The 19076-nt window shown below is 70.4% G+C and carries 16 protein-coding genes; 4 read left to right on the top strand and 12 right to left on the bottom strand.

The window, feature by feature from the left end:
• Positions 1-22: 22 nt before the first annotated feature.
• The 7 genes from MHY30_RS04280 to lepA all read right to left on the bottom strand — a co-directional run bounded on the left by MHY30_RS04280 (position 23) and on the right by lepA (position 7258).
• Positions 23-370 (bottom strand): HIT domain-containing protein, encoded by a 348-nt coding sequence (locus tag MHY30_RS04280; protein WP_239275364.1) that lies wholly within the window; start codon positions 368-370, stop codon positions 23-25.
• A gap of 104 nt (positions 371-474) precedes the next feature.
• Entirely contained in the window at positions 475-1209 is a 735-nt protein-coding gene (locus MHY30_RS04285) for a 16S rRNA (uracil(1498)-N(3))-methyltransferase (RefSeq protein WP_239275366.1), read from the bottom strand.
• 2 nt (positions 1210-1211) lie between these two features.
• Positions 1212-2333, bottom strand: coding sequence for a molecular chaperone DnaJ (gene dnaJ / locus MHY30_RS04290; RefSeq protein ID WP_239275368.1), 1122 nt, complete (start codon positions 2331-2333; stop codon positions 1212-1214).
• 51 nt (positions 2334-2384) lie between these two features.
• Positions 2385-3425, bottom strand: coding sequence for a heat-inducible transcriptional repressor HrcA (gene hrcA / locus MHY30_RS04295; protein ID WP_239275370.1), 1041 nt, complete (start codon positions 3423-3425; stop codon positions 2385-2387).
• 81 nt (positions 3426-3506) lie between these two features.
• Positions 3507-4724 (bottom strand): radical SAM family heme chaperone HemW, encoded by a 1218-nt coding sequence (gene hemW / locus MHY30_RS04300; protein ID WP_239275372.1) that lies wholly within the window; start codon positions 4722-4724, stop codon positions 3507-3509.
• Entirely contained in the window at positions 4724-5368 is a 645-nt protein-coding gene (locus MHY30_RS04305) for a DUF1990 family protein (protein WP_239275374.1), read from the bottom strand. Before MHY30_RS04305 ends, hemW begins: the two co-directional genes overlap by 1 nt.
• A 45-nt stretch (positions 5369-5413) precedes the next feature.
• Positions 5414-7258, bottom strand: a complete 1845-nt coding sequence (gene lepA / locus MHY30_RS04310; RefSeq protein ID WP_239275376.1) for a translation elongation factor 4 — start codon at positions 7256-7258, stop codon at positions 5414-5416.
• Between the two features lie 79 nt (positions 7259-7337).
• Here lepA and MHY30_RS04315 point away from each other — a divergent pair, with 79 nt between their 5' ends.
• Both MHY30_RS04315 and rpsT read left to right on the top strand, forming a co-directional pair.
• A complete protein-coding gene (locus tag MHY30_RS04315; protein ID WP_239275378.1) occupies positions 7338-8060 on the top strand; it encodes an alpha/beta fold hydrolase in 723 nt (240 codons plus the stop codon).
• 118 nt (positions 8061-8178) lie between these two features.
• Positions 8179-8439, top strand: a complete 261-nt coding sequence (gene rpsT, locus MHY30_RS04320; protein ID WP_076490365.1) for a 30S ribosomal protein S20 — start codon at positions 8179-8181, stop codon at positions 8437-8439.
• Positions 8440-9136: 697 nt separating this feature from the next.
• Here rpsT and holA read toward each other — a convergent pair.
• From holA to pabB, 5 genes are all read right to left on the bottom strand, one after another.
• Positions 9137-10174 carry a DNA polymerase III subunit delta gene (gene holA / locus MHY30_RS04325; RefSeq protein ID WP_239275380.1) on the bottom strand — a complete coding sequence of 346 codons (1038 nt, stop codon included), beginning with the start codon at positions 10172-10174 and terminating at the stop codon, positions 9137-9139.
• A gap of 111 nt (positions 10175-10285) precedes the next feature.
• A complete protein-coding gene (locus MHY30_RS04330; RefSeq protein WP_239275381.1) occupies positions 10286-12550 on the bottom strand; it encodes a ComEC/Rec2 family competence protein in 2265 nt (754 codons plus the stop codon).
• Between the two features lie 38 nt (positions 12551-12588).
• Positions 12589-13206, bottom strand: a complete 618-nt coding sequence (locus tag MHY30_RS04335) for a ComEA family DNA-binding protein (RefSeq protein ID WP_239275382.1) — start codon at positions 13204-13206, stop codon at positions 12589-12591.
• A gap of 168 nt (positions 13207-13374) precedes the next feature.
• The gene (gene leuS, locus MHY30_RS04340) at positions 13375-15951 is read right to left on the bottom strand and encodes a leucine--tRNA ligase (protein ID WP_239275384.1); all 2577 of its coding nucleotides are present in this window, start codon (positions 15949-15951) and stop codon (positions 13375-13377) included.
• Between the two features lie 91 nt (positions 15952-16042).
• Entirely contained in the window at positions 16043-17293 is a 1251-nt protein-coding gene (gene pabB / locus MHY30_RS04345; RefSeq protein ID WP_239275386.1) for an aminodeoxychorismate synthase component I, read from the bottom strand.
• Positions 17294-17336: 43 nt separating this feature from the next.
• Between pabB and MHY30_RS04350 the strand changes: the two genes are divergently transcribed.
• Positions 17337-18017, top strand: a complete 681-nt coding sequence (locus MHY30_RS04350; protein WP_239275388.1) for a DedA family protein — start codon at positions 17337-17339, stop codon at positions 18015-18017.
• A gap of 5 nt (positions 18018-18022) precedes the next feature.
• Positions 18023-19054 carry an App1 family protein gene (locus MHY30_RS04355; protein WP_239275390.1) on the top strand — a complete coding sequence of 344 codons (1032 nt, stop codon included), beginning with the start codon at positions 18023-18025 and terminating at the stop codon, positions 19052-19054.
• Positions 19055-19076: the final 22 nt, after the last annotated feature.

A 19076-nucleotide genomic window follows, 5' to 3' on the forward strand; every position in this document is an offset into this window, starting at 1 on the left:
GACGACGGGTTCTTCGGGGGAATCAGCCACCCGTGCTCTTTTCGTTCAGGCCGCCCGCGAGGACGTGGGCGTGTACATGGAAAACGGTCTGGCCGGCGCCGGCGCCGGTGTTGAAGACGAGACGGAAGTCACCGTCGGCGTGCTCGGCCGCGACGGAATTGGCCAACCCCACGATCTCCGTGAGCAGAGCCGGGTCGCCCGCCGCGAGCTCGACGACGTTGCGGTACTCCTGGGTCTTGGGGATCACCAGCAGATGCACCGGCGCCTGCGGCGCGATGTCGCGGATGGCGAACGCGTTCTCGGTCTCGGCGACGATCTCGGCGGGAATCTCGCCCTGGAGGATGCGCGTGAAGATCGTCGGCTCGCTCATGGCATCCAGTCTATCGACGGGGTCCGACGACGGGTCGGGCGCGCCGCGGGCGGTGCTGGCGTGCCGTGGTGGCGGAGGATCGGCTCTCGGCTCCGGCGTTCGGGCTACCAGCGCCCGGTGGCGGCCGAGATCACCGCGATCGCGGCCGCGCCGGCGGTGGACGTGCGCAGGACGGTCTCGCCCAGGCGCACGACACGCGCGCCCGCGTGCCGCAGCGCGTCGAGCTCCTCGGGGGCGATACCGCCCTCGGGGCCGACGACGAGCACGACATCGCGCTCATCGGAGGGGACGGATGCCAGCTCCGTCAGCCTCTCGGCGGCCGACGGCTCGAGTACGAGCACGCGGGAGTCACCCGCGCGCGCGACCACCTCGGCCAGGCGCGCGACGCCCTCGACCTCGGGGATCCAGGGGCGGTGCGCTTGCTTCGCCGCCTCGCGCACGATCGTCCGCCAACGGGCCAAGCCTTTCTCGGCCTTGGCATCCCACCGCGACACGCTGCGCGCGGCCTGCCAGGGCACGATCACGTCGACGCCCAGCTCGGTCGCCGCCTGCACGGCGAGCTCGTCGCGATCGCCCTTCGCCAGTGCCTGCACGAGCACGATGCGCGGGGCCGGCGCCGGAACCTCGGCGCGGCCCGTCACGAGCACCGAGACCTCTTTCGGCGCCACCGCGCTCGTGCGTCCCTCGAGCCACACGCCACGCCCGTCACCGAGCGTCACCGCCTCGTCGACGCGAACGCGCCGTACCGCCGCGGCGTGATGCGCCTCGGGGCCGGTGAGCACCACGACATCGCCCGCGACAGCCGCGGTCGCGTTCTCCGTGACGAAGTGCAGAGCCACGGTCAGTGCCGGAAACGGTCGCGGAACTTGGAGAACAGGCCCTGCTGGTGCTCGGAGAGGCGCGGCTTCGGGGCCTTCGTGCGCTTGGCGAACTCCTCGATCAGCGCGCGCTCCTTGTGGTCGAGACGGGTTGGCGTGACCACGTGGACACCGACCTTGAGGTCGCCGCGCTGGCTGCCGCGCAACGGCGTGATCCCGCGTCCCTTGATGGTGAGCACGTCACCGGACTGCACCCCCGGTCGCACCTCCAGGTCGACGCTGCCGTCGAGCGACTCGATGGTGGTGGTCGTGCCGAGGATGGCATCCGGCATCGATACCTCGAGGGTGGCGAGCAGGTCGTCGCCCTCGCGGCTGAACGAATCGTGCGACTCCACCGTGATCTCGAGGTACAGGTCGCCGTTGGGTCCGCCGGCGGGACCGACCTCGCCGGAGCCGGGGAGCTGCAGTCGCAGACCGGTCTCGACACCGGCGGGGATGTCGACCGACACCGTCCGGCGTGCGCGCACACGTCCCTGACCCTGGCACGTCCCGCAGGGGTAGGGGATGGTCGTGCCGTGCCCCTGGCAGACGCTGCAGGGCTGACTGGTCACGACGTTGCCGAGGAGGCTGCGAACGGTGCGCTGGACGTGACCCGAGCCGTGGCAGATGTCGCACGTGACCTCGGTCGTCCCGGGCTGCGTGCACGCGCCCTGGCACGTCTCGCACAGCACCGCCGTGTCGACCTCGAGGTCGCGGTGGACGCCGAAGACGACGTCGCCGAGGCTCAGGGTCACCCGCACGAGGGCGTCCTGGCCGCGCTCGCGCCGCGAGCGGGGACGCGGGCCGCGTGCGCCGCCGCCCTGCGCACCGCCGAAGAACGTCTCGAAGATGTCGCTGAACCCGCCGAACCCGGCGGCGCCCCCGCCGCCGAACGGGTTCTGGTCACCGCCCATGTCGTAGCGATGGCGCTGCTCGGGGTCGCTGAGCACGTCGTACGCGTGGGTGACGAGCTTGAATCGCTCGGATGCATCCTCGCCCGGGTTCACATCGGGGTGCAGCTCACGGGCGAGCCGACGGTACGCCTTCTTGATGTCGTCGGCGCTGGCGTCGCGTGCGACGCCGAGGACCTCGTAGTGGTCAGCCACAATCGCCTTCCTGCCCGCTCGCGCGGGGTCGATCTCTGCGTGGGGTGTTCGTCAACGAGCGCTGTCGTCGTCTTCGAGCATCCGGGTCAGGTAATGCGCGACGGCGCGGACCGCCGCGAGGTTGGAGGAATAGTCCATGCGGGTCGGGCCGAGCAGACCCACGCGGGCTCCGCCGGCCGTGCCGTCGTACCGGCTCGCGAGGACGGATGCCTCGACAAGACCGAACGGCTCGTTCTCGCGGCCGATGCTGGCCGAAAGGCCCTGCTCGTCGGCGACCATCTCGCTCATGAGGCGCAGGAGCGTCACCTGCTCCTCGATGGCCTCCAGCAGCGGGTAGATGCTGCCGCGGAAATCGGATTCGCGCTTGGCGAGCGTGGCAGCGCCGGCCATGACCAGACGGTCCTGGCGGAACTCCTCGAGTTCTTCACCGACGACGCGGAGCACCGCGTCGGCGATCGCATCGAGCACCATGCCCGGCCGCGGGGGTTCGCTCGTCGCGGAGGCGACGGTCTGCGCGCAGTCGGCGACGCTGCGCCCCACCAGGAGGGCTCCGACACGGGCCCGGAGCTGGACGATGTCGCTCTCGGTCGGTTCGGCCGGGACGAGCGCGATGCGCTGGGAGACCCGGCCGGTGTCGGTGACGAGGATGACGAGCACGCGCGGGCCGCCGAGGGCGACGAGTTCGACGTGCGAGAGGTTCGCGCGGGAGAAGGAGGGGTACTGGACGATCGCGACCTGGCCGGTCAGCTGCGTGAGCGCGCGGACGGTACGGGCGAGGAGGTCGTCGAGGTCGCCGGCTTCGTCGAGGAACGACGTGATCGCGCTGCGCTGCGCGGTCGACAGAGGACGGAGCTCGGCGAGGTGGTCGACGAAAACGCGGTACCCCTTGTCAGTGGGAACGCGTCCGGACGACGTGTGCGGCGCGACGATGAGGTCTTCGTCCTCGAGCTGGGCCATGTCGTTGCGGATGGTCGCCGCCGAGACACCGAAGGCGTGCCGCTCGACGATCGCCTTGCTGCCGACGGGCTCACGCGTGTCGACGTAGTCCTGCACGATCGCGCGGAGCACCTGCAAGCCGCGTTCGGACACCATGGCCGGCTCCCTCCTTCTGGCACTCCAATCACCTGAGTGCCAATTCTAGGGCACGCGCCCGAAACGGAGCCGGAACGGCGCTCAGACCGTGAGTGCCCGCACGACGGCATCGGCGAGCAACCGGCCCCGACGCGTCAGCACGATGCGTCCGCGAACGGCATCCGGTCCTTCGACGAGTCCATCCGCGATGAGAGAGGCGACGGCCTTGCGGCCCTCGCCGAGGAGCTCCGACACCGGCAGGCCTTCGCGAATGCGGCTGCGCAACAGCACGGACTCCAGACGTCGCGCGGTGTCGTCGGGTCGCTCCCGTGCGGCGGCGGGCGACTCCCCCGCCGCCAGCCGCTGCGCGTAGGCGGCCGGGTGCTTCACGTTCCACCACCGGAGTCCGGCGACGTGGCTGTGTGCTCCGGGACCGAATCCCCACCAGTCCGTCCCCCGCCAGTAGGCGAGGTTGTGCCGGGACCGGTGCGCCGTGTCCGTGGCCCAGTTCGACACTTCGTACCAGTCGTACCCCGCGCCGCTCAGCAGGTCGTCGGCCAGCTCGTACATGTCGGCCTGCAGGTCGTCGTCCGGCATCGCCACGCTCCCCGAGCGGATCTGGCGCGCGAGCTTCGTGCCGTCCTCGACGATGAGCGCGTAGGCGGAGACGTGGTCGGGCCGCAGGGCGGTCGCCGTCTCGAGCGAGGCGCGCCAGTCGTCGAGCGACTCCCCCGGGGCGCCGTAGATGAGGTCGAGCGAGACGTCGAGCCCCGCCCGGCGCGCAGCGGCCACCGCGGTGGCCACGTTGCGCGGATCGTGGGTGCGGTCGAGCACGGCGAGCACGTGCGGCTGCGCGGACTGCATGCCGATCGACAGCCGCGTGACGCCGGCCTCCGCCAGAGTCTCGGCGACACGGTCGTCGACGGTGTCGGGGTTCGCCTCCACGGTGACCTCGGCTCCCTCGGCGATCCCGAACTCCCCGCGCACCGCGTCGAGCATGCGCGCGAGGTCGCCCGGAGGCAGCAGCGTCGGGGTGCCTCCGCCGAAGAACACCGTGGATGCCGCGCGCCGGGTGCCCGCGGCATCCATGACCCCGCTCGCCAGGCGCACCTCGGCGGCGAGCGTGTCGGCGAAGTCCTCCTGTCGCGCACCCCGCAACTCGCTCGAGGTGTACGTGTTGAAGTCGCAGTAGCCGCAGCGGACTCGGCAGAACGGCACGTGCAGGTACACGCCGAAGTCGGCCGTCGGGTCGAGCGGGAGATCGTCGGGCAGCCGCCCGTCGGGCGGGGCCGGGTCGCCGAGCGGAAGTGGCCCGCCCATCAGGACGTGTACAGCGGCGAGATCGCGCGCAGATACCGCTGGAACAGAGCGCGTCGGCGCCGGCGAACGCGACTGGCGAACACGCGGTACGACGGCGCGGTCGGGCGGTCGAAGGCGCGGACGACGAACCAGACCTCATCGTTGTCGCGCCATTCGAGAGCGAAGAGCTCCTCGCCGCTCACGATCGAGTGACCGACCGTGCCGAGGATGTATCCCACCCGCCGCGGCTCCTCGAAGACCGAGATGACCCGCAGATGGGCGTCCGCGCGATGGCCGTCGACCTTGCCGTGCAGCCGCACGCTCGTGCCGGGGCTGACGAACGGTGTGCCGTCGGTGGCGAAGCGCTGCTCGGACTCGACGCGGCTCGGTGCGATCGGGGCGCCCTCGGCGTCGAACGCCACACCGGAGTACCCGCCGTCGGTGGCCGGCCGCACGTCCGTGATGCTCAGTTCTTCCGACCGCAACGGCGCCCACGACAGCAGCAGTTCGCTCGCCGCCGCGAAGCGCTCCTCGCCGCTGCCGATGCGCCAGGAGTCCTCGGCGGGAAGCGAGTGCTCGGGCGGGTACTGCATGAGGTCGTGCGCCTGGGTGGCGCCGACCGCGGCGTAGTCGACCGTGTCGTCGGTGAAGTTCTGCCGGCGCATGATCTCCAGTCTCCTAGGTCGAGGATGAGAGGACGGTGGGCGTGGTTACTTCTTGCCCTCGACGTCGCCGGACAGGGCGGCGATGAACGCCTCCTGCGGCACCTCGACGCGGCCGACCATCTTCATGCGCTTCTTGCCCTCTTTCTGCTTCTCGAGGAGCTTGCGCTTACGCGTGATATCACCGCCGTAGCACTTGGCCAGGACGTCCTTGCGGATCGCGCGGATGTTCTCGCGCGCGATGATCCGCGCGCCGATCGCCGCCTGGATGGGAACCTCGAACTGCTGACGCGGGATGAGCTTGCGCAGTCGCTCGGTCATCATCGTGCCGTAGCTGTACGCCTTCTCGCGGTGGACAATCGAGCTGAAGGCATCCACCTTCTCGCCCTGGAGCAGGATGTCGACCTTCACCAGGTCGGCGGTCTGCTGACCGGCCGGTTCGTAGTCGAGGCTCGCGTACCCCTGCGTGCGGCTCTTGAGGTGGTCGAAGAAGTCGAACACGATCTCGCCGAGCGGCATGTTGTAGCGCAGTTCGACCCGATCTTCGCTGAGGTAGTCCATGCCGAGCAGCGTGCCGCGGCGCGACTGGCACAGCTCCATGACGGTGCCGACGTAATCCTTCGGAAGCAGGATGCCGACCTTGACGATGGGCTCGGACACTTCGGCGACCCGGCCGTCGGGGTATTCGCTCGGGTTAGTGACCGAGACGGTCTCACCGGTGTCGGTCGTGACCTCGTAGGTCACCGACGGCGCGGTGGTGATGAGGTCGAGACCGAACTCGCGCGACAGGCGCTCGGTGATGATCTCGAGGTGCAGCAGGCCGAGGAACCCGCAGCGGAAGCCGAAGCCCAGCGCCACCGAGGTCTCGGGCTCGTACTGCAGCGAGGCATCCGAGAGCTTCAGCTTGTCGAGCGCTTCGCGCAGCTCGGCGTAGTCGCTGCCGTCGATCGGGTAGATGCCCGAGAAGACCATCGGCTTCGGGTCGGTGTACCCCGCCAGGGCCTCGCTCGCGGGCTTGCGGTGGTTCGTGATCGTGTCGCCGACCTTGGACTGCCGCACGTCCTTCACGCCGGTGATGAGGTAGCCGACCTCGCCGACGCCGAGACCCTTGGTCGGCACGGGTTCGGGGCTCGACACACCGATCTCGAGCAGCTCGTGCGTCGCGGTAGTCGACATCATCTGGATGCGCTCGCGCGGCGAGAGCGCACCGTCGACCATGCGGACGTAGGTCACCACGCCGCGGTAGGCGTCGTACACCGAGTCGAAGATCATGGCGCGCGCCGGCGCGTCGGCCTGTCCGACGGGCGCGGGGATCTGCTCGACGATGCGGTCGAGCAGGGCTTCGACGCCCATGCCCGTCTTGCCGCTCACGCGCAGCACGTCTTCGGGCTTCCCGCCGATGAGACCGGCGAGCTCGGCCGCGTACTTGTCGGGGTCGGCCGCGGGCAGGTCGATCTTGTTCAGCACCGGGATGATTTGCAGATCGTTCTCGAGCGCAAGGTACAGGTTCGCCAGCGTCTGGGCCTCGATGCCCTGCGCCGCGTCGACGAGCAGGATGGCGCCCTCGCATGCGGCGAGGGAACGGCTGACCTCGTACGTGAAGTCGACGTGACCGGGCGTGTCGATCATGTTGAGCGCGAACGTCTCGCCCGAGGCCGCCCACGGCATGCGCACGGCCTGCGACTTGATCGTGATGCCGCGCTCGCGCTCGATGTCCATACGGTCGAGGTACTGCGCGCGCATGTCACGGTCGGCGACCACGCCGGTGATCTGCAGCATGCGGTCGGCCAACGTCGACTTGCCGTGGTCGATGTGGGCGATGATGCAGAAGTTGCGGATCTGCGCCGGCGGGGTGGCGGACGGCTCGAGGGGCTTCAGGGCGCGCGGTGACATGTTCCGTCGATTCTACGGGCGCGCGCCGACTTCGCCGCGCCGGGGTCCCGGCATCCGGAGCTTTCGTACGCTGGATGCCATGACGGTCCAGGTCGTGCTCGTGCACGGCATCCGCACGTCGGCGAGCATGTGGCGAGCGCAGGTGGAGCACCTGCGCGGTCGCGGCAACCCGGTGACCGCGGTGGACCTGCCCGGCCACGGAACCCGCCGCGGCGAGACCTTCACGCTCGATGAGGCGTTCGCGACGATCGATCGCGCCGTCCGGGAAGCCGCCACGCGGGGCCCCGTGCTGCTGGTGGGGCACTCGATGGGGGGACTGCTGTCGATCGAGTACGTCGGCAGCGAGGAGAAGCCACCGGTCGCGGCCTTCGTCGCGGCATCCTGCACGTCCATCCCCCGCGGGGTCGGGCTCGCCGCCTACCGCTTCTTCGCCCGGCGGCTGGACGCCTTCCCCGACCGGGGGATGCGCGTGACCAACTACGTGCTCGAACGCACGCTGCCGCCGGAGACGCGGGAGGACTTCGGCGCCGGCGGGTACGCGTTCGACGTGCAGGACACGGCCCTGCGCAGCCTCTCCGTGCTCGATCTGCTCGCGGCGCTCCGGCGCATCGACGTGCCGCTGTGGTTCGTGAACGGGCAGTGGGACCAGCTGCGGGTCAACGAGAAGCTGTTCCTGTCGGTGGCGCGCGACGCGGAGCTCATCGTCGTTCCGCGCACGACGCACCTCGTGACGGCGATGCGGCCACGCGTCTTCAACGCCGTGCTGGACGTGGCGCTCACCACGGTCGAGGCCTCGACCTGATAGACTCGACGCTTGGCTTGCGTGTGGGGTTTTTCCCGACCTCCACGACCGCCGGTGCAGCGTCCCTCTACCGCTCGCCCGGCACTTCCAACACTCACTCAAACGAAAGACCGTCGACGTGGCGAACATCAAGTCGCAGATCAAGCGCAACAAGACCAACGAGAAGGCGCGCGAGCGCAACAAGGCCGTCAAGAGCGAGCTCAAGACGCACGTGCGCCGCACGCGCGAGGCCGTCCTCGCCGGTGACAAGGAAGCCGCCGAGAAGGCGCTCGTCCTCGCCGGCAAGAAGCTCGACAAGGCCGTGAGCAAGGGTGTCATCCACCAGAACCAGGCCGCGAACCGCAAGTCGGCCATCGCGAAGCAGGTCGCCGCTCTCTGAGCCGCATCCTTTCGACAGCCCGTCCCGCATCGCGGGGCGGGCTTCGTCGTTCACAGGTGCATCGCAGCGCCGTTCGGTGTTGCCGTATTCCTGTGCGCGCACGCGGGTGCGGTCGTGGGCTGCGGGGTGTGGTTCGTGCATTGGGGCGCGCATCGACCGCCCCAATGCACACAGTGCGCCCCGGTGCCCCATCGCGGCCCAGCGACCGCATCGCGCCCCCGCGTCGCTGCAGACACAGGCGGGTACGGTCGTCAGGCTGCGGGGCGTCGTTGATGCATTGGGGCGCGCATCGACCGCCCCAATGCACACAGTGCACCCCGGTGCCCCATCGCGGCCCAGCGACCGCATCGCGCCCCCGCGTCGCTGTAGACACAGGCGGGTACGGTCGTGAGGCTGCGGGTCGTCATTGATGCATTGGGGCGCGCACCGACCGCCCCAATGCACACAGTGCACCCCGGTGCGTAGCGTGCGGCTCTGCGCCCACATCGCGCCCCAGCACCCACATCGCGGCGCAGCGCCCACATCGCGGCGCAGCGCCCACATCGCGGCGCAGCGCGCACATTGCGGTGCAGCGCCCGCATCGCGCCCCCGTGTTCCTGTGGGTACGGTCGTGAGGCTGCGGGGCGTCGTTCGTGCATTGGGGCGCGCATCGACCGCCCCAGTGCACACAGTGCGCCCCGGTAGGCGAAGAGCCCGGTCAGCGGCCGTAGGGCTGGCGGGTCGCGATGATCGTGATCATGCGCTCGAGCGCGAACACCGCGTCGCGGGAGGCGCCCTTGACTTCGGCGTCGGCGCGGGCGGTGGCGTGGATGGCCATGCCGAGGCTCGCGGCGGTCCAGCCGACGAGGTCGCGGCGGGCGCGGTCGACCTGCCAGTCCTTCATGCCGAGGCGATGGGCCAGTGCCGACGACGATTCGCGGTTGCCGGCGACGCGCGCCATCGTCCGCAGCTTCATCGCGACGGCGGCGACGAGCGGAACCGGGTCGGCTCCGGATGCCAGGGCGTGCCGCAGCGCGAGAAGGGCCTGGCCGTAGTGGCCCGCGATCGCCGTGTCGGCCACGGTGAAGGCGGATGTCTCGACCCGGCCACCGTAATAGCGCTCGACCGTGCGCTCGTCGATGTCGCCGGGGACGTCGGCGATCAGCTGCTGGCACGCGGCCGCCAGCTCGGTGAGGTCATCGGCGAACGCGGAGACGAGGGAGCGGAGGGCGACCGGCGCGATCCTCTTCTGCGCGGCCTTGAACTCGCCGACGGCGAAGTCGAAGCGGTCGGAGTCGCGCTTGATCGCCGGGCACGCGATCTCGATGCCGTTCCCCTGGCCGGCCCGGATGGCATCCAAGAGCTTCTTGCCGCGCACGCTCGCTCCGGTGTGGCGTAGGACGACCGTCGCCCCATCCTGCGGGTGCGCGAGGTACGAGAGCGCCTCGGTGAGGAAGGTGTCGGAGCACTTCTCGACGCCGCCGACGCGGACGAGCCGCGGCTCACCGAACAGCGACGGGGAGGTTACAGCCAGCAGGGTACCGGCCGCGTAGTCGTCGGCGCGGACGTCGGTGACCTCGAGGCTCGGATCCTCGCTCTTGAGGTAGTCGCGGACGCCCGCGATCGCGCGTTCGGCGCACACCTCTTCGGGACCGGACACGAGCACGATCGGCGCGGGCTGCGGAGTGCGCCAGCCGATCTGCGGGATCGCCGACTTCGCCTTCGCGGGGGCGGAGCGTCGGAGGGCCGGAGTCACTCCCCCAGCCTACCGACCGGGTCGGACACGGGTGCCGGTTGGTCGCCGGCGCGACGGTCGTCGGCCGGGACCACGCCGCAGGCGCCACGGGGCACGCCTCGCCGGAGAGTCTCACGGCCCCCCTTGCCGCCACAGCGCCAGCCGCCCGTGCCCGTCGCGCCAGACCGCGACGATGCCATCCGTGTCGGTGCGGGCGGCGACGGTTCCGCACTGCCGCAGGATGTCGAGCAGCGCGGAGGTCGGATGCCCGTACGTGTTGTCGGCACCGACACCGATGAGGCCGACGGTCGCGTCGAGCCGGCGATACAGCTCGGCGTCTTGATCCGCGCTGCCGTGATGGGAGACCTTCACGATCTCCGCGCGCGGCACGTCGATGCGGCGCAGGAGGCTCGCCTGCGGCTCGGCACCGAGGTCGCCGAGCATCACGGTACGGGGAAATCCCGGACCGGCGACGTCGATCGCGACGCTGGCGTCATTGCCCGGTTCCATCCCCGGGAGCGGACCGAGCGCCTGCCACCGGGTGGTGCCGACCTCTCCCGTCATCCCCATCACGGCGGCGATCAGCCGCGCGCCACCGGCGGCGTACCGGTCGAGCAGCCTCTGGTCGGCCGGCTCCCCCGGAGGGCCGTGGATGACGACGTCCGCTCGCCCGAGGATCGCGGCCGAACCACCGACATGGTCTTTGTCGAAGTGTGTGAGCACGACCAGGTCGAGGTGGCCGATTCCGAGCGTCTGGAGGCAGTCGGCGAGCGGCTCGGGCTCGGGCCCTGTGTCAACGAGCGCCACCTGCGAGCCCGACCGCCACAGGGTGGCATCCCCCTGACCGACATCGCACATCGTCACCTGCCAATCGGCCGGAACGGTGAGCGAACCGCCAACCGTTCGGATGGCGCTCGTCCCCCCGGCCGACCCGATCAGAACCGCGACCACCACCGTCGCCAGGGCGGTGAGTCGCGGCACACGGCGCGGACGCGCGACTGCCAGCACGATCGCGCCGCCCACCACGGCCAGGAGTGCCGCACCGAACGGACCGTCGGGCCACGGGAGGTTCTGAACAGGAAGGGATGCCGTCGTGTGGGCGACGCCAGCGATCCACGCGGCGGGGATCCACGCGAGCGCGGTCAGCCCGTCACGCAGCCACGGGAACGGTGCGATGCAAGCGAGCACCCCGGCGATCGTCGCCGGTGCCGCCGCGGGCTCGGCGAGCATGTTCGCGGCAACGCCCAGCAGTGGGACGTGCGGGTCGATGAGCACGACGAGCGGACCGCACACGATCTGCGCCGACGCCGGGACCGCCAACGCGAGCGCGAGCGGTCTCGGCATACCGCGTGCCAGTCCGTCGGCGAGCGGTCGCGCGAGGACGAGAAGCGCCGCGGTGGCCGCCGCCGACAGTGCGAATCCGAGCGAGCGGCACAACCACGGGTCGACAATCAGCAACAGGGAGACCGCCGCGGCGAGCACGGCGATCCCGACCGTGGGTCGACCGAACCCGAGCGCCAGGATGCCGATCGCGCTCATGGCCGCGGCCCGGACGACGCTCGGCTCGGGGGTCACGAGCACGACGAACCCCGCCAGGACCGTGAGGGCTCCGACCACGCGAACCCACCGGCGTGCCCCGCACCCGGCGAGAAGCATGAACGCCGCACCGACCACCAGCGCGCAGTTCGCTCCCGATACGGCGGTCAGATGTGACAGCGAGGAGACCTTCATCGCGGCCTCGGTCCGCGCCTCGAGACTCGACGTGTCGCCGACGGCCAGCCCCGGGATCAGCCCGGCCCCGGGCTGCGGCAGCCCGTGGCTCGAGGCGGTGAGACCGTCACGGAGGCTTTCAAACACCGCCCACCCGCCGTGGGGTGGCGGTGCGCGCTTTACCTCGGTAACGCGCAGCACCAGCACTGCTCTCTCCGCGGGGTCAGTGGGGATCGCTCGGCCGGTGACGACGATCTCGCTTCCCTGCCCCACGGCGGAGAGGTGTTCCCGACCCTCGGCGTCCAGCCCGATGCGGGCGGGAAATACGCCGCGCACGGTCGTCTCTCCCGCGGTCACCGCGGACGCCGTCGCGTCGAACCACGCTCCACCGTCAGCGCTCCCCGAGACGTGGCCCGTCACCGTGGCCACCACGCGCAGATGGCGGCCCCCGTCGGCCTCGAGATGGGCGATGGCCTGGCGTATCGGCGCCATGGCGGCCACCGAACCTGCGGCGGACGCGGCGCACGCCAGAGCCACCGCCGCAACCAGCGCCGCGGGATGCCGGAACCGAAAGAAGGATGCCGCCGCAACCGCGACGGCGATTAGCAGCACGATCGTCAGCATCCCGGCCGTCGGTATCGCCGTCGCGACGGCGGCTCCGGTCCAGGTGAACCCCGCGACGCTCACGGGGCGCCACGCCCTCCGCCGAAGCGCCTGCCGCTCGCTCACACACGCACCAGGTCGCGGAGGCTCGCGAGCATCTTCTCGCCGATCCCGGGTACGGAGCCGAGCTCGTCGACGCTCGTGAAGCGTCCGTTCTCGTCACGCCACGCCAGAATGCGGTCCGCGAGCGCCGGACCGATCCGAGGCAGCGCATCGAGTTGCTCTCGCGTCGCGGTGTTCAGGTCGAGCGGGCCGGACGTCGCGCCCTCGCCTCCGCCGACAGCGGGAGGGACGGCTCCCACGACCGGCACGACGATCTGCTCTCCGTCCGTCACGGTCCTCGCAAGGTTCACCCCGTCGCGCGCCGCGTCGTCGGCGAATCCGCCGGCACGGGCGATGGCATCCGCCACCCGGTCCCCCACCGCGAGTCGATACAGGCCGGCTTCACGGACGGCGCCCGCGACGTGCACATACACGCCGGCGCCGGGTAGGGGGCTGACGTCACCGGTCGACGTCGGCGCCGTCGTCACCGTCTCGGTTCCCGTCGCTCCGCGAAAGATCCCGATTCCGACGGTCACCGCGAAGCCGAGCAGCACCAGGACGATCACCGCTCCCACCCCGAGCCGGCGACGCGGATCGAGACGGGGAGCCGGAGAGTCGGTATCGAGGACGGTGGCCACTCGGGAACGTTACGAAGAAGCAGCGCGCTCTGGCGGGCCCCGGAGGGAGGACGGTGGACGGGCCTCCAGATCCACTTCGTGGGGAGGACGCGTTCACAGTCGGAAACGACGGATGCCACGCCCCCGCGCTCCGCGGAGCGCCGAGGCGTGGCATCCAGACGAAGACCGCTACTTCGTCGAGAAGCTGACCACCTTGGGCGGCCGCACGACCGCACGCACGATCTCGCGCTCTCCCAGCGCGCGACGTACCTTCTCGTCGGCGCGGGCGGCGGCCTCGAGCTCGTCGGCGCCGATCTTGGCGGACACCTCAAGCGTGCCGCGCACCTTGCCGTCGATCTGCACGACCGCCGTCACGGTGTCTTCCACGAGCAGCGTCGGGTCGGCCTGGCGCCACGTGACGAGGCCGACGAAGCCGTCGTACCCGAGCGTCTGCCACATCTCTTCGGCGGTGTGCGGGGCGAACAGGTCGAGGGTCATCGCGATGACCTCGGCGGCCTCGCGGACCGCGGGGTCGCTCGCGCCGGCCTTCCCATCGATCGCCTTCCGGGTGGCGTTCACGAGCTCCATGAGGCGGGCGACGACGACGTTGAACTTCGTCTGCTCGACGAGGTTCGGCGCCTCGGCCAGCAGGCGGTGCGTGACGCGGCGGAGCGCCTGGTCACCCTCGGCCCACACCACGTCGGTCTCGCTGTCGACGTCGTGCGCGAGGCGGAGCGCCCGCGCGAGGAACTTCGCCGCCCCCGTGGTCGAGACGTCGTTCCAGTCCTTGTCGTCCTCTACCGGCCCGGCGAAGGCCAGGGCCACGCGCAGCGCGTCAGCACCGTGGGCGTCGAGCTCCTCCTGGAAGAGCACGAGGTTGCCCTTGCTCTTCGACATCTTCGCGCCGTCGAGGATGACCATGCCCTGGTTGATGAGGCTCGAGAAAGGCTCAGTGAACTCCACCAGGCCCATATCGAACAGGGCCTTGGTGATGAAGCGCGCGTACAGCAGGTGCAGGATCGCGTGCTCGACACCGCCGATGTAGAAGTCGACGGGGCCCCACTTGCGTGCCTCGTGCATCGAGAACGCCTCGTTGGGGTCGGTCGGCGACAGGAAGCGCAGGAAGTACCACGAGCTGTCGACGAACGTGTCCATCGTGTCGGGGTCGCGCCGCATGGTCTGCCCGGTCTCGGGGTCGGTGACCTGCACCCAGTCGGTCGCCGCGCCCAGCGGCGAGGAACCCTTCGGCTTGAGGTCGAGCCCCTCGACGGAGGGCAGCACGACGGGCAGCTGGTCCTCGGGCACCGGGACGATCGACCCGTCCTCGCCGTGCAGCATCGGGATGGGCGTCCCCCAGTACCGCTGACGGGAGATCAGCCAGTCGCGCAGACGGTAAGTCTTCGCGGCGCGGCCGAAGCCCTTCGCCTCGAGCTCCTCGATCATGCGAGTGATCGCGTTGCGCTTGGACAGGCCGTTGAGCGAGCCGGAGTTGATCATGCGGCCGTCACCGGTCAGGGCCACTCCGGTCTTGACCGGATCGAGGTCGTCGACCTCGCCGAGCGGGTCGATCGGCACGCCGTCCTCGTCCACCTCGATCACCGGGATCGCGCCGGTCACCGGGGCGTTCGTGTCGACGACGACCTTGACCGGCAGGTCGAAGGCGCGTGCGAAGTCGAGGTCGCGCTGGTCGTGCGCGGGCACGGCCATGACCGCGCCGTGGCCGTAGTCGGCCAGGACGTAGTCGGCCGCCCAGATGGGGAGCTTCTCGCCGTTGATCGGGTTGATCGCGTAGTGACCCAGGAACACGCCGGTCTTCGGCCGGTCGGTCGCCTGGCGCTCGATGTCGGTCGCGCGCTGGACCTCTTCGAGGTAGGCCTGGAACTTCTGCCGCACCTCGATGTCGGCGGATGCCGCGAGCTCGGCCGCCAGGTCGGACTCGGGCGCCACGACGAAGAACGTCGCCCCGTGCAGGGTGTCGGGGCGGGTCGAGAACACCGTGATCTTCTCGGCGCGGCCCTCGATCTCGAACGCGATGTCGGCGCCGACCGAGCGGCCGATCCAGTTGCGCTGCATCTGGATGACCTTCTGCGGCCAGAAGCCCTCGAGCTGGTTGAGGTCGTCGAGCAGACGGTCGGCGTAGTCGGTGATGCGCAGGAACCACTGCGTCAGCTTCTTCTTGACGACGACCGCGCCGCTGCGTTCGCTCGTTCCGTCGGGCAGGACCTGCTCGTTGGCGAGCACGGTCTGGTCGACCGGATCCCAGTTGACGAGGGCGTCCTTGCGGTACGCGAGACCCTTCTCGTACAGCTTCTGGAACAGCCACTGGTTCCAGCGGTAGTACTCGGGGTCGCTCGTGTGCAACACGCGGCTCCAGTCGAACGAGACGCCGTAGTCCTTCAGGCTCTCCTTCTGCTGCGCGATGTTCGCGTAGGTCCACTCCACGGGGTCGGCCCCGCGCTTGATCGCGGCGTTCTCGGCGGGCAGCCCGAACGAGTCCCAACCGATGGGGTTGAGGACGTTGTAGCCGCGGTGGCGCCAGAAGCGCGCCACGATGTCGGAGTACAGGTAGTTCTCGGCGTGACCCATGTGCAGGTCGCCCGAGGGGTACGGGAACATCGCGAGCACGTACTTGCGCGGACGCGTGTCGGCGTCGCCGCCGGCGCGGAACGGGTCTTTCTCCGCCCACGCCTTCTGCCACTTCGCCTGGATCTCGTGGGGGTCGAAGCCTCCGTCGGCGGACGGCGCGGAAGAGGGGTTCTGAGACACGGGTGAGACCAATCGTGAAAGTCGGGAGGCCGCGAGGGCCGGCGTCCAGGCTACCGGACCGCGCGCGGGCGCTTCCGGCTCGCGGGGGCCGTCACCATCCGGGGGGAACGGTGGCCCCGACGGCCGCGAGGGGCGCTCGCGCCTTGATGCCGACCTCGGCGACCTCGGATGCCGCGACCGACCGCCACGTGATCCCGCCGCCGGCCCCGACCCAGGCGGCATCCGGCTCGACGACGATGCTGCGGATGACCATCGCGAGATCCGCAGCCCCATCGTCGCCGATCCACCCGAAGGTGCCCGAGTAGATGCCGCGCGGCGCCCCCTCGAGTTCGGCGAGGATCTCCATGGCCGAGGCCTTGGGGGCGCCGGTCATGCTCCCCGCCGGGAAGGCGGCATCCACCACGTCGCCCATGCGTGTTCCGGGCCGGAGCCGACCCGAGACCTCGCTGACGAGCTGATGCACCGTCGGATAGGTCTCGACCTCGAGGAGCCGGTCCACCCCCACCGACGACGGAACGCACACCCGCGAGAGGTCGTTGCGCATGAGGTCGACGATCATGACGTTCTCGGCGCGCTCCTTGGCATCCGACCGCAGGTCCTCGGCGAGGGCTGCGTCGCGCACGGGATCGGGATGCCGGGGGCGGGTGCCCTTGATGGGGTGCGTGTGGACACGGCCACCGCGCACCTCGAGGAAGCGCTCGGGCGAAGCGCTCACGAGAGACGTGTCACCGATGCGGACGAGAGCGCCGTGGTGCGACGAGGCGGTGGCGCGCAGGCGGCGGAAGGCGGCGAGGGCATCGACGGTGCCGGGAATGGTGAAACGTGTCGTGAGGCAGAGCTGATACGCGTCGCCATCGGCGATCCGGTCGCGGCACGCCTCGATGAGCTCGGCGTACCGCCCGGGTGAATGACGAGCGGATGCCGCACCCCGGTGCTCAGCCTCGGCGACCGTCGGGGCGTTCGGGCTCGCCGACGCCGCCGCGGCGAGGTCCGCGACGGACCCGGTGGATGAGATCGCCCACACCCGCCGAGAGGCGTGATCGAAAGCCAGCAGCTCGTCGGCACGGAGCCACGACGGGACGCCCTCGTACGAGATCCACCCCACCCATCCGCCGCGGAAGCGCGGGCCCTCGGCATCGCGGAAGGCGTGGGACGCGGCATCCGTCTGGAACGGCGCAGCGGACGCGTCGGGCTGCCCCGTTCCGAGGTAGCTCCACCCGGCTCCGGCGTCGCGACCCGCGTCGAGCCAGAACGCGTGACGAGACGACGCTAAAACAGACGAGAACACGTCTTCGGGGTCGCGCCACCGGGGCAGGGCAACCATCGAGACAGAACGCGGCACGCTCCCAGGCTAGGACGAACCCACGGCCCGTAGGCTGAGCGAGGTGAACGAGATCCTCACGTGGCTCCTCGACGTCGTGCAGAACGTCGATCCCGTGGTGCGCACGCTCGTCGCCGGACTCGCGATCATGCTCGAAACGAGCGTGCTGGTCGGTCTCGTCGTCCCCGGCGACACCGTCGTCATCGTCGCCGGCACCGCCATCGCCTCGCCCGTCGAGGGCGTCATCCTCGGTGCCACCGTGGTGATCGGTTCGCTCCTCGGAGAAAGCATCGGATTCTGGCTCGGGCGCTACTTCGGCCCGCGTATCCGGGCGTCACGGCTCGGGCAGAAGCTCGGAGACAACAACTGGGACCGGGCCGACCGATACCTGCGGCGCCGCGGCGGACCCGCGATCTTCCTCTCCCGCTTCCTCCCGGTGCTGCACTCGCTCGTCCCCCTGACGGTCGGAATGAGCGGGTACCCCTACCGTCGGTTCCTCGCCTGGACCGCGCCGGCGTGCGTGCTGTGGGCGGCGCTCTACATCACCGTTGCCGCGTCGGCGGCCGGCACCTACCGCGAGCTGGCCGACCGCATCCATTACGCCGGCTACCTCTTCGTCGGCATCATCGTCGTCTTCCTCCTCCTGGTGTACGCGGGGAAGAAGGTGCTGGAGCGCATCGAGCGTCGTCACCTCGCCGACGATCCTGATCCTCTCGAACCGGTGGGCGACGACGTGAAAGACTGAGCGGGATGCCTCGCTCCTCTCGCGCCAAAGTGCTCTGGTTCGCCCGCCTCGAGTACCGCTTCCACGCCTGGCGCGAACGTCGCGCACGCGCCCGCGGTCTGCGCCCCGCCGTGACGGGGTTCCCCGGCTACGGGACCGAGGAATGGGTGCGGGTGCTGGGCCGGGTGCTCATCGCGCCGCCGATCAAGCGCACGTCGAACGGCGAGTTCGCGAGCCTGCGCGGCTGGCGCAGTTTCGCCGCCGTGCCCGTGGGGTACGCGCAGGTGACGGTCACGATCGAGGGCGTCTCGCACGAGGTCGTCGCCGATCGCGGCGGCGTCATCGACGCGAAACTCCCCGCGACCCTGTCCCCGGGATGGCAGACGGTGACGATGAGCGTCGAGGGCAGTGAGCCCAGCGAGACGCGCGTGTTCATCGTGGGGTCCGACGTGCGGTTCGGCGTCGTGAGCGACGTCGACGACACCGTCATGGTCACCGCGCTCCCCCGGCCGTTGCTGGCGGCGTGGAACTCGTTCGTCGTCGACGAGCACGCGCGCCAGCCCGTGCCCGGTATGGCGGTGATGCTCGAGCGGCTCTCGCGCGAGCACCCCGGAACCCCGGTCATCTACCTTTCGACCGGCGCGTGGAACGTTGCGCCCACTCTGACCCGGTTCCTCCGACGCCATCTGTTCCCGGCGGGGTCGTTCCTGCTTACCGACTGGGGTCCCACGCACGACCGCTGGTTCCGCAGCGGGCGCGACCACAAAGAGGTGAGCCTGCGCCGGATCGCCGAGGAGTTCCCGAACGTGAAGTGGCTGCTCGTCGGCGACGACGGCCAGCACGACGACGCGATCTACACGGGGTTCGCGATCGAGCACCCCGAGAGCGTCGCGGCCGTCGCCATCCGGCGTCTGCTGCCCGCCGAGGCCGTTCTCGCCGGTGGTCGCACGGTCGTCGACGATCACTCGGCCGCCGACGTCCCCTGGGTCACGGAATCCGACGGGGCGGGCCTGCTCGAGCGTCTCGAAGAGGTCGGCGTCATCTCCCGCGACCGCTGACCGCGCCGTTTCGGCGTTCCTT

The organism is Microbacterium sp. ACRRU, from assembly GCF_022346945.1.
GTDB classification, from domain to species: domain Bacteria; phylum Actinomycetota; class Actinomycetes; order Actinomycetales; family Microbacteriaceae; genus Microbacterium; species Microbacterium mcarthurae.